The following is an 11376-nucleotide window of genomic DNA, read 5'->3' as shown; positions in this document are numbered from 1 at the left end:
TCTCCCTTTGATTATTGTAACCACTTTAATCATGGCACATAGATGCCGTATAGGGAGGAGACCATTACATCAGGTTAGTTAGACGAAATGAGCTACAGTGCCTCTGGATCTATCCAGCGGCGTAAACTTATCCATGTGTTTCCTACTACTTCGTGACTGTATTGCGTAACCACAAGTAAGGCATGAGCATTGGGAATAAACTGTTTGCTCCATGGAAGTGCAGCAAAATTATGATAATCAGTGGCTGCGGTTATGACTTCAATACCTTGAGCATTAAATAAGTCTTTTGCGCGTGGCATGTGCAGCACAGATGTTACTAGTGCAACTTTAAAGTCGACTAATTTTGATGCCAGTAACTTAGCTTCTTCACCTGTATCCATTGCTTTTGGGTTTTGGGATATACGACTCTTATTAACGCCTAAACTAATTGCCGTTTGATACATAAGCCCGCTATTAGTGATATTTTGATAACCCCCGCCTGACACTATAAGCTCTGCATTAGGGTAGTGCTTTGCTAGCTTTACACCTTCTACTAAGCGCGTTAGTGCACAATTACCTAATTGATTATTAGCACTGAGTGCAGGGTTTGGGTTTATATCGCAACCTAGTACAACTATTTTGTCTATTTTTGGATGCTTTAGGGTATTAAATGCAAGCGACGCAGGTTCATTATTTTGGATAATTAAATTGGCGATAAAGGGTGTGCTCAATGCAAGTAATACAATTAAGCTTAAAGTAGATAAGAAGAGAGCTGATTTGCGGCCTTTAAATGCGAGTAGGAGCATCAGGCACGCAAATAAACCAAATAGAGGCAGTGGCATAAGTAAGCCACCAATCATTTTTTTAATAACAAACATAAGAGTTAAACGCTGTAGAGTTAATTACAGCGATATTACTCATTATATTGATGATTATCGACCGTTATTTAGCTTACACGTATTTAAAAAGTGACGATAAACAGGGTTATCTTTCATGTCTTTTTTCATCGCTAAATACATAGGACGAGTAAGGCCAAGAGCGCCCAAAGGAATTGATTTAATTAAGCCTTGGCTTTCATAAGGTGTAACTAGCCAATCAGGTAAAGCGGCAACGCCCATGCCGGCACTTACTAGTTGAAAAATAAGTAATCCTTGGTCAACCGTTTTTAACGTACCGTCAAAACGTGCATTTTGAATGAAATGCTTAAATATATCTTGGCGTTCACGCGGGATAGGGTATGAAATAATAGTTTCGTTTTTTAAATCAAGCGCTGTTACATACGCTTTTTTAGCAAGTTCATGATCCGGTGCCACAATAAGCTTCAATTTAAAATCAAATAAGTGCGCGTACTCTAATGTGTCGGGTTCACGTATGTCAGATGTTAAAACTAAATCTAGCTCATCGCTTAGTAAGTCAGGAATAGCGTCGTAACTAAAGCCGCGCTCGTAATCAATTTTTATATCAGGCCAAAAGTTATTAAATTCTTTAATAGTAGGCAATAACCAATGAAAACATGCATGGCATTCCACACTTAAACGCAGTTGAGAAATAGGCTGATTTAAGCTTTCTTTCAAACGGCATTTTGTCGCTTCCATTTTTGGTAATATTTCGTGAGCCAACTCAAGTAATAGCATTCCCTGAGGGGTAAAGCGGACTGGTTGAGTTTTACGCTCAAATAATTGGCAATCTAATTTATTCTCTAAATCTTTGATTTGATGAGATAAAGCAGACTGTGTCAAAAATAACTCTCGTGCTGTATTAACCAAAGATCCTGTTTCTTTTAGGGTTGCTATGGTTTTTAAATGTTTAATACCAATCATCTTTAAAAATTCTCATGGGAAAAGTGAGTTCAGCTCAGATTAACCACATACTACGCCTATACAAAAAACGTTTCAACGTCTAGATGGCTAAAAGTTTGCGATTTATTGTGGTTTATTGCAGTTTGTTGTTATGAATCGCGAAAATATTAGAATTAGTAACGATAAAAGTCATTCAAAAACTGGTTTGATGAGTTTTAGATGAGTTTGCTTCATGTTGTATTTTAAGTATATCGATTGCGGTGTGCTTCACCTCAGTGTGAATTTTGACTATATAAATAACTGTGTGGGGTGGGGAATGGTTACTTTAGGTTGTGGTTTAAAAACTAAAGTCATTTTGCTTTTTAGCTTTAGTTTAGGTTAATGGATGAGTATATACGTAATACCTAAGCCAGCGACCAACTCGCTGGCTCTTTTTATAAAGGCTTATTAATAAGTAATATGGCTTCTTTGGCTATGACCGGTTTTGACTTTAAAAAACCTTGGCCATAGTCGCACGCGGTGGATTGTAAAATGGCTAATTGTTCAAGTGTTTCTATCCCTTCAGCAACAACTTCAAGTTTTAATGATTGCGCAAGTGATAAAATGGCTTCAACAAGTGGGTTGGTGGAATCTTGTAGGTGGTCAATAAAACTTTTATCTATTTTTAAAATATGAATAGGCAGTTGGTGCAAGTAGCCCAGTGCTGAATAACCCGTTCCAAAATCGTCAAGGCATAATTTTACTTTTAAAGGTGAAAGACCTTCTATTATTTGAGTGGCGAGTTCTAGATTTTCTATTAAGCCTGATTCGGTAATTTCTAAACATAAAGAACCCAGAGGTAATTGGTATTTATTATAAATAGAGTGTATTTGCGCTACAAAATCGAGGCTTGCAAAATGTCGTGACGATACATTAACCGTTACTTTCAAAAAGCGATGACCTTGCTGGTGCCAATTAGAAATCTGCTGAGCGGCTAAATCAAGTAAATGTAAATCAAGATTTATAATTTGCCCTGTAGTTTCAGCTATCGGTATAAAGTCATTAGGTGGTACAAATCCTTTTTTAGGATGATGCCAGCGCACAAGTGCTTCAAAACCAATAACCTCACTTGTGGTAATTGTAAAAATTGGCTGAAAATAGAGTTCAAATTCGTTGTGTTCTATACCGTGTTGCAAGTCGTTTTCGATATCCGCATGGGTTTTAAGTTTTTTACGCATCGTGTTATTAAAAAACTTAACTTGTCCACGCCCGGTGGATTTTGCTTCATACATAGCAGCATCAGCTTGTTGCAGTAATATATAAGCTTTATCATTTATGTTGTCGGTATAGGCAATACCAATACTAGTAGAGGCTTGAAGTAAGTGGCTATCTACATTTAGAGGTTTTGATAATGCGCTTTTAATTCTGTTTAAAGCTTCATTAACTTGGTTTTTATGTGTGATATTTTCCATAAATATAGCAAATTCATCACCGCCTAAACGAGCAAATGTATCGGTGCTTCGTACTGTACTTTTAATTAAGTCGCATATTTTTATAAGAAAATGGTCTCCGACCTCATGCCCCAGCGAATCATTAATACTTTTAAAACGGTCAAAATCTAGATACAGCAGGGCATGGCTAGTACTTTTTTTAGCACGCGTTAAACGTAAAATAGCATGCTTTATTCTCTCAATGAGTAATGAGCGGTTAGCAAGGCCGGTAAGCTCGTCATGCAATGCTTTATGCTCGAGCTCTTGTCGGGCTAGTTGCCTATCAATTGCCATACTTATTTGGCGACTTACGTAAGTTAGAAGAGCGCTGTCGTGTTCGTTGTATTGCAGTGTTTTATCGTAGCTTTGTACAACAATAACACCGCTTATACGATCACTTGTTTTAAATGGAACACCCAACCAAGACTCTGATTGTCTACCTACCATTTTAAAATCACCGTTATCAATATGACTTTGAAAGGCATCTTTATTGAGTAATAAGGTTTGCTCTGTTTGCAGTAGGTAATATGAAGCAGTGTCTTTTAGCTGTTCTTTAGATATTTTTTGATGTGTTTTAGTGTTTATGCCTTCTTCGACTATATAAACAAGGTCAAGTATATCTACTTTTTTGTCATATAAAGCGATAAAAAAGTTATCAGCACGAAGTAAGTTATTGATAATTGAATGCAAGGCTTCAAAGAAGGTATCTAAGTCGTTAGCTTTGTAGGTTAGGTTAGCTATTTGTAATAAGCTATTTTCTAATTTTTGTGCGTTGTTAAGTTGCTCAACTGTTTTTTGTAAGTTATTTACCGTATTTACCTGGTTGATTTTAGCACTGAGTAAGTGGGCAACTGTTGTAAGAATTTCAAGATGTGCGTTTGTAAAGTAGCCTTTAATAGGGTGCTCACAATCAATAACACCTAAAACTTGTTCTTTATATATAAGAGGGACGCATAGTTCTGATTGGGCAGGGCGCTCATCTGCGATATAACGGCTATCTTTTGTTACATCATCGATAACTACGGCTTTACCAGTTGTGGCTACAGCCCCAGTAATTCCTTCACTAAAACGTATTACTTTACGTTCGGCTTGATATTTATCACGGGCGTGAGCAATACCCATCGATGCAACTTGATTTAATGTATAAGCATTGTTATCGGCAAGGTAAATAACGCAATCAACAAATCCTAAACGGTTAACAACGTGCGTTGTAACATACTCAAATAGCTCGTCTAGTGTGTCTAGTTGCAATAAGCTTGATGAAAATTGATTAATAATACTCAGTTGATCAGTTTTTATCTCAAGTGCTCTTGAGGCATTGTTTTTGTAAGACATAGGCAATTTATATTATTCTTTTTATTTTTAAATACGTAGCTAAGTTAACCTAATCTTAGATTTTGTACAAAATAAAGCGATGAGTGGTTTTAATTGGCTGTAAATTATTGTGACGAATGACTTTAATTAATTGTAAGTAATAACAATGGCTAACCCCAATTGAATTGGAGTATTAAGCTTTAATCACACAACTCGGTAATGTCATCAACATATGCATTATTTTTAATAAAATCTTTACTCGAAAACATCATATGCCTATGATCGGATAAATTCAGCCTTGGAACAAAGTAATGACAAGCAATAATACAAACTCTGTAACAACCCTTACTATCACTCGCCCAGATGACTGGCATGTACATTTACGTGATGGCGACCAGCTAAAGGATACTGTACGAGACATTAGCAGATACATGGGTCGCGCTATTATTATGCCAAACCTTGTTCCGCCGGCAACATGTACTGATACCGCTCTTTCTTATCGAGAACGTATTATGGCAGCAGGCCCACAAGGTGCCTTTGAGCCTTTAATGGTACTTTACCTTACTGATAAAACGACACCAGATGAAATAAAGAAAGCAAAAGTAACGGGCAAAATAGTAGCTGCAAAGCTGTATCCTGCGGGCGCTACAACCAATTCTGATTCGGGTGTTACATCAGTCAAAAATATTTACCCGGTTTTAAAAGCAATGCAAGAAGTAGGTATGTTGCTGTTAGTACACGGAGAAGTTACTGATTCATCAATTGATATTTTTGACCGTGAAAAAGTATTTTTAGATACGATTTTAGGGGATGTGGTAAATGGCTTTCCTGAACTTAAAATTGTACTAGAGCATATTACAACTAAAGATGCAGTAGAGTTTGTAGTTAATGCACCTAGCAATGTAGCAGCAACAATTACAGCACATCATTTACTTTATAATCGTAATCATATGTTAGCGGGTGGAATTCGCCCACATTATTACTGTTTGCCAATCCTCAAACGTAACATTCACCAGCAAGCATTAATGGCCGCAGCTATAAGTGGAAATAAAAAGTTTTTCTTAGGAACTGATTCGGCACCACATTATAAAGATAAAAAAGAAGCTGCTTGTGGTTGTGCTGGTGCATATACGGCGCATGCCGCTATTGAGTTATACGCTGAAGCATTCGAAGAAGCGGGAGCTTTGGACATGCTTGAAGGATTTGCAAGCCACTTTGGTCCTGACTTTTATGAGTTGCCGCGTAATGCCGATACAATAACATTACAAAGAAAACCATGGGACGTACCTGCAAGTTATACCCTAGGCGACTCTGAAGTTGTGCCTATAAAAGCAGAAGATACTATTGATTGGTCTGTTAAATAGTTAATATTTTATATTTAAACCAAAAGCCGCTTAATTTTTAAAGCGGCTTTTTTGTTTGTATTTTTGATGTTATTGAAGCGTTATTTGACAGTATTGCTGTTGTAGAGGGCTTTTATACGCGTTTATAGCAATATATATTACAATAATACTTTATAGTTTTCGCTTGGAAATTAGTCAGTTAAAGGCGATTTGAAACAAATTTATATTTTTAATAAATAATTCCCAATTAATAGAGCGAAAAAAAATATAATGTGTTAATCTTACCTTGCTTTGAGTTTTTATGTATTGAATTTACGGATATTGTGCTGCGTTTAAGGTTACCGGTTAGGTTATTACTTGTTCCTGTACTGTACCTCCATATTTTTGAGCATTGACTCAGGGAGGATATTGCCATAATAATATGGCTGAATTTTAATTATTGACTTACAGGAAAATTTAGTATGTCGGTTACTGGTAAAGTAAAGTTTTTCAACGAAGCTAAAGGCTTTGGTTTCATTGAACAAGAAAATGGTCCTGACGTGTTTGTACATTTCAGCGCAATCACTGGTTCTGGTTTTCGCACTCTTAGCGAAGGTCAAGCAGTGACATTCAGCATCAAACAAGGTCAAAAAGGCCCTGAAGCTGAGAACGTAGAAGCAGCATAATTTATTATGTGAACTCTAGTTCATCTTGGTGAAGCAGGTCTCTGTTTCACCATAATTCCTCTCTATGTACATAATTAATAAAATCCTTCTTTTTAAATCCTTGAACACAAATTTCATATATTCTTAAATCCTCTATTTTAATACAAACCCAAAATTCAATTATCTGAATAACTTATACAATCGAACCACTTTCTATCGCATTTAAAACATCCCTTACAATTTATCCAACTGATCTGATACTTATATACATAAAAATGATGCCAAATAACAATCTGTGTAAATTTTAGTGTAAGTCTTGCTAGTGCAATCAGGTTGAAGTTTTGTACTTTAACTATAAATGGGCAAGGGAACCTCTATAGGCCTCTGATAGCTTATTACGGAAGCGTTAGGCATCATTTATAGTCCATTATTATTAAAGTTGAGCAGCTTTTTGTGATTAACTTTGTTACTAAATAAATTTAACTGTCAAATAGTATTAATGAGCACTCTAAAGCGGTAAATGTAACTCGTCTAATTATCGAAAGCTATTTGGCTATTTCAGGCCTTGCTAAAAGAAACTTATTATTACTATTTATGGGAAACACGTTTTATAAATGGCTTTAGGCATTGCGTGCATAAAGCAAGGTGGGCGGTATTGTAGATTATCCAGTGTTGTTTTTTTGTGCGACAAATGGTTTGTTTTTTCAGATGAAGTGTTATTGGGGAGATAAAATGTGCTGAAATCGTTTAAAAAATAACTTTTGTTATATCTATCTATATTTTTTTTTGTTTTTTTTCAGTGCGAATTCAGCTTCGGCTAAATGTTGCAATAATGTTGTTTTATGTCAGTACAATGCGAATAAATACACCCCTCAAAAGGCTTTAATCGAAATATTAAGCAAAAGCTTAGTTGCAATAATGTTAACAGTTGTGTGCTAGTACTTTTGTTTAAGCATTAACTTAGCTATTTATTTGCAGAGATTAGTAAACATCAAGTTGACAGCGCTAATTGCATTTAGCATTATTGGAAGGTTGATATCTATTAAAAGATATCAGGGTTGTTCTCTTCGGAGGATAATTAAATTATAAAAGTAACATTACTTAATTGGTTGGGAACTATGTCTGTTAAAATCAGAAAGAGTCTTGTAGCAACTGCGTTGGTTGGCGCATTTGCATTTGCAAGCAGCAATGTGATTGCAGATCCTTTGAATGACGTGCAAAAAGCAGGTCAACAAATTCAAAAGGCTGCGGTTAAGTCTCAAACTAAAATTGACAATGTATATGGTCAAACTCAGGAGCTAATCGCTGAGTACCGTAGCGTTGTTGATGAGACTGAACTTATGAAAGTGTATAACGATCACGTGTCGCGCTTGGTTGATAGCCAAAACGCGTCTATTGAATCGTTTGATCGTCAAATCGCTACGATTGATAACACGAAACAAAACGTTGTGCCTTTGATGTATCGCATGATCGATACGCTTGAGCAATTCATCAAAGCGGACGTTCCATTTAATCTAGAGACGCGTTTAGGACGTGTTGAAAGACTACGTGAAATCATGGTTTCTGCGTCTGTAACGACGTCTGAAAAATTCCGTCAAGTACTTGAAGCTTACACTATTGAAACAGCATACAGCTCACTTGTATCTGCTTCACAAGGTACACTAGAAGTTGATGGCAAAAGTATTAACGTTGATATCGGTCAGTTAGGTCGTATTACTTACGTTGCTCAGTCTTTTGACTTGAAACATGCTTGGGTGTGGGATAACAACACTAAACAGTGGAAAAAATTAGGTGAAGAATACCTAAAACCTGTTAAAGAAGTTATTCGTATGGCGCGTAAGCAAGCGACATTAGAACTTGTTAAACTACCTATCTTTGGCGCGGAGTAATCAATAATGAAGAAACTATTTAAAGGTTTTGCTGTTGCCGCAGTACTAACTGTTTCTGCAGGTACCGCGTTAAATGCACATGCAAATACTGGAGCTCTAGATAAAATACTTGAGCAAGTAAAGCAAGAGCGTATCTCTGAAGGTAAAATCGATAAGAAACGTGAACAAGAGTTCTTATCAGATCGTGCTGACAAGCAATCTTTACTTAATAAAGCTAAAAGCCAACTTGCTTCTGAGAAGTCTCGTGGTGAAAGCTTAACTAAGCAATATGCACAAAATGAAAACACGTTAGCTGAAAAAGAAGCGGCTCTTCAAAGTGCTCAAGGTACTTTGGGTGAGATGTTTGGTGTTGTACGTCGTGCAGCTCAAGACGCTATCGGTTCTATCGAAGCATCACTAGTTAGTGCTGAGAAACCTGGCCGTGCTGAAATCTTACGTTCATTAGCTGCTGCTAAAGAACTTCCTACAGTTCGCGAACTTGAAGAACTTTGGATTTCACTTCAAACAGAAATGACTGAATCAGCTAAAGTTTCAACTTTTGAAACTGAAGTTGCTGGTCTTGACGGTAACCCGTCAATGAAGAAAGTAACGCGTATCGGTAACTTTAACTTAGTTACAGACGATGGTTACTTAATTTATTCACCAGAAACTAAGTCTATTCAGCCTCTAGGTAAACAGCCTGATAGCTATATTTTAGACGGTATCACTGATCTTGAAAATACATCACCAGATAACTACGCTGGTGTTTATATCGATCCGACTCGTGGTGCTATCTTACGTATCAACACTCAAAAAGCGACACTTATGGAATACTTCCATCAAGGTGGCGTAGTTGGTTATATCATTACAGCTTTACTAGCTTTAGGTATGCTAATTACTCTAATTCGCTTTGTTGACCTTACACTTACTACTAGTAAGATTAAGAGCCAGCTTAAAAATGTTGCTACACCGAATACAAATAACCCACTGGGTCGTATTCTTAAAGTGTACCATGACAACAAGAACCAAGATGTTGAAAACCTTGAGCTTAAACTTGATGAAGCGATTCTACGTGAAACGCCACGCATCGAAGCTGGTATCAACATAATTAAGATTCTTGCTGCAATCGCACCATTACTAGGTCTACTAGGTACAGTAATCGGTATGATCTTAACGTTCCAAACAATCACATTGTTCGGTACGGGTGATCCGAAGATCATGGCAGGTAACATCTCTCTAGCACTTGTAACTACAGCGCTAGGTCTAATTGCTGCATTACCACTAATTCTACTTCATGCTCTTGTAGCTGGTCGTAGTAAGTCGGTATTACACATCCTTGATGAGCAAAGCGCGGGTATCGTTGCTACTCACGCGGAGAAGGAGAAAGCCTAATGCTAGTCCTGATGGAGATATGGGAATCTATCAGGGATTTTGTTGGCACAGGCGGCCAGGTTTTATACGTGGTCGCGATAGCACTCTTTCTGATGTGGGTTTTAATGATTGAGCGCTATTGGTTTCTACTTGCAGAGTTTCCTCGCACAGCGAAAGAAATTGTAGCAAAGTGGGATGCCCGCCAAGACACTACGTCTTGGTACGCACACAGAATCCGTGAAGCATGGATTTCTGAAGCGTCTGAAAAATTAGATCAGCGTATGTTGTTGATTAAGACATTAGTAGCTGTTTGTCCTTTAATAGGCTTACTTGGTACTGTTACTGGTATGATCTCGGTTTTTGAAACCATGGCCAACCAGGGTACGGGTAATGCACGCTTAATGGCATCAGGTATTTCAATGGCAACAATCCCAACAATGGCTGGAATGGTTGCGGCACTATCTGGAGTATTTTTTAGCTCACGTCTTGAGACAAAAGCTAAAATGGTGAAAGCCAAACTTATTGATAGTATGCCTCATCACTAGAGAGAGAATTAAATATGGCACGTAAACAACGTTTTCGTGAAGAAGAAGAAGCAGCGGTTGATATGACGCCAATGCTTGACATCGTATTTATCATGCTTATTTTCTTTATCGTAACTACATCGTTCGTTAAAGAGGCTGGTATCGAGGTCAATAAACCAAAAGCTGCCCAAGCTACTAAGCAAAAAAATGCTAACATTTTTATTGCTATTCGTAGTAACGGCGAAATCTGGGTTGATAAACAACAAATTGATGTTGAACGTATTTCAGCAAAAATCGAAAGTTTATTAGCAGAACAACCTACTGAAGTTGTGATTATACAAGCTGATAAAGAAGCTAAACACGGCACAGTGGTTAAAGTTATGGACCAGATTAAAGCGACGGGTGACAACCTTAGAATTTCAATAGCTGGAGATCAGTAATGATTCGTTTTCTGTTTTCACTGATTGCAGGTGGGGCAGTTACTTTCGGCTTGTTCTACTTCATGGCCTTCCTCATCTCTGGTGGGGCTGACCGTAATACGGAACAAAAAGAGCAGATCATAGTCGAAATAATGACGAATCCGCCTGAATCTAAGGTGCAGGAGAGGAAGCGTGTACCGCCTCCTCCTCCACCACCGCCAAAGCAGCCGCCTAAACCGCAGCCGCCACAGCCGGAAAATAATAACCCTAATCCTGGTGCTATGTCATTTAATATGGGTAGTATCGATATAGGTAGTTCAGCTGGTGGATTAAGTGGTCCTGGTGCATTTGGACGAGATGGTGATGCGACACCTATCGTTCGTATAGAACCAAAATATCCAACGCAAGCAGCACGTGATGGCAAAGAAGGTTGGGTACAACTTTCATTCACAATTGATGAGTTAGGTGGAGTGATTGACGTTGAAGTAATTGACGCAGATCCGAAACGTATTTTTGACCGTGAAGCTAAACGAGCATTGCGTAAATGGAAGTACCGTCCTAAGATCATTGACGGAAAACCACAGAAACAACCAGGTTTACAAGTTCAATTAGACTTTAAACTTAACCAAGGCAACTAAGGAGGCGA

The 11376-nt window shown here is 37.6% G+C and carries 10 protein-coding genes; 7 read left to right on the top strand and 3 right to left on the bottom strand.

All coding sequences use genetic code 11. The features are described from left to right. Positions 1-92 precede the first annotated feature (92 nt). The 3 genes from I6E72_RS06315 to I6E72_RS06305 form a co-directional block, all read right to left on the bottom strand. Positions 93-857 carry a YdcF family protein gene (locus I6E72_RS06315; protein WP_197111518.1) on the bottom strand — a complete coding sequence of 255 codons (765 nt, stop codon included), beginning with the start codon at positions 855-857 and terminating at the stop codon, positions 93-95. Positions 858-911: 54 nt separating this feature from the next. Beyond that, a complete protein-coding gene (locus tag I6E72_RS06310; RefSeq protein WP_002961689.1) occupies positions 912-1799 on the bottom strand; it encodes a LysR family transcriptional regulator in 888 nt (295 codons plus the stop codon). 413 nt (positions 1800-2212) lie between these two features. Continuing rightward, positions 2213-4582, bottom strand: a complete 2370-nt coding sequence (locus I6E72_RS06305) for a GGDEF domain-containing protein (RefSeq protein ID WP_197111515.1) — start codon at positions 4580-4582, stop codon at positions 2213-2215. A gap of 290 nt (positions 4583-4872) precedes the next feature. Between I6E72_RS06305 and pyrC the strand changes: the two genes are divergently transcribed. The 7 genes from pyrC to I6E72_RS06270 all read left to right on the top strand — a co-directional run bounded on the left by pyrC (position 4873) and on the right by I6E72_RS06270 (position 11368). Beyond that, on the top strand, positions 4873-5925 hold the full coding sequence (pyrC, locus tag I6E72_RS06300) for a dihydroorotase (protein WP_197111513.1): 1053 nt from the start codon (positions 4873-4875) through the stop codon (positions 5923-5925). A 440-nt stretch (positions 5926-6365) separates the two neighbouring features. After that, complete coding sequence (locus tag I6E72_RS06295; RefSeq protein ID WP_002961702.1) at positions 6366-6569, top strand: cold-shock protein; 204 nt, start codon at positions 6366-6368, stop codon at positions 6567-6569. A gap of 1097 nt (positions 6570-7666) precedes the next feature. Beyond that, entirely contained in the window at positions 7667-8437 is a 771-nt protein-coding gene (locus tag I6E72_RS06290; RefSeq protein WP_010553386.1) for a DUF3450 domain-containing protein, read from the top strand. A gap of 6 nt (positions 8438-8443) precedes the next feature. After that, on the top strand, positions 8444-9808 hold the full coding sequence (locus I6E72_RS06285) for a MotA/TolQ/ExbB proton channel family protein (RefSeq protein ID WP_007583865.1): 1365 nt from the start codon (positions 8444-8446) through the stop codon (positions 9806-9808). Beyond that, the gene (locus I6E72_RS06280) at positions 9808-10332 is read left to right on the top strand and encodes a MotA/TolQ/ExbB proton channel family protein (protein WP_002961709.1); all 525 of its coding nucleotides are present in this window, start codon (positions 9808-9810) and stop codon (positions 10330-10332) included. Before I6E72_RS06285 ends, I6E72_RS06280 begins: the two co-directional genes overlap by 1 nt. Positions 10333-10346: 14 nt before the next feature. Continuing rightward, a complete protein-coding gene (locus I6E72_RS06275; protein ID WP_007583867.1) occupies positions 10347-10751 on the top strand; it encodes an ExbD/TolR family protein in 405 nt (134 codons plus the stop codon). Then, positions 10751-11368 (top strand): energy transducer TonB, encoded by a 618-nt coding sequence (locus I6E72_RS06270; RefSeq protein WP_197111512.1) that lies wholly within the window; start codon positions 10751-10753, stop codon positions 11366-11368. The genes I6E72_RS06275 and I6E72_RS06270 overlap by 1 nt, the downstream gene beginning before the upstream one ends. Positions 11369-11376 lie beyond the last annotated feature (8 nt).

The organism is Pseudoalteromonas sp. NSLLW24, from assembly GCF_015864725.1.
GTDB lineage: Bacteria > Pseudomonadota > Gammaproteobacteria > Enterobacterales > Alteromonadaceae > Pseudoalteromonas > Pseudoalteromonas arctica.
This window is presented reverse-complemented; position numbering and strand designations above follow the sequence as displayed.

What these genes read in the sequence shown, in the direction of transcription:
- I6E72_RS06315 (WP_197111518.1), bottom strand. Translation starts at nt 857, where the DNA reads ATGTTTGTTATTAAAAAAATGATTGGTGGCTTACTTATGCCACTGCCT.
- I6E72_RS06310 (WP_002961689.1), bottom strand. Translation starts at nt 1,799, where the DNA reads ATGATTGGTATTAAACATTTAAAAACCATAGCAACCCTAAAAGAAACA.
- I6E72_RS06305 (WP_197111515.1), bottom strand. Translation starts at nt 4,582, where the DNA reads ATGTCTTACAAAAACAATGCCTCAAGAGCACTTGAGATAAAAACTGAT.
- pyrC (WP_197111513.1), top strand. Translation starts at nt 4,873, where the DNA reads ATGACAAGCAATAATACAAACTCTGTAACAACCCTTACTATCACTCGC.
- I6E72_RS06295 (WP_002961702.1), top strand. Translation starts at nt 6,366, where the DNA reads ATGTCGGTTACTGGTAAAGTAAAGTTTTTCAACGAAGCTAAAGGCTTT.
- I6E72_RS06290 (WP_010553386.1), top strand. Translation starts at nt 7,667, where the DNA reads ATGTCTGTTAAAATCAGAAAGAGTCTTGTAGCAACTGCGTTGGTTGGC.
- I6E72_RS06285 (WP_007583865.1), top strand. Translation starts at nt 8,444, where the DNA reads ATGAAGAAACTATTTAAAGGTTTTGCTGTTGCCGCAGTACTAACTGTT.
- I6E72_RS06280 (WP_002961709.1), top strand. Translation starts at nt 9,808, where the DNA reads ATGCTAGTCCTGATGGAGATATGGGAATCTATCAGGGATTTTGTTGGC.
- I6E72_RS06275 (WP_007583867.1), top strand. Translation starts at nt 10,347, where the DNA reads ATGGCACGTAAACAACGTTTTCGTGAAGAAGAAGAAGCAGCGGTTGAT.
- I6E72_RS06270 (WP_197111512.1), top strand. Translation starts at nt 10,751, where the DNA reads ATGATTCGTTTTCTGTTTTCACTGATTGCAGGTGGGGCAGTTACTTTC.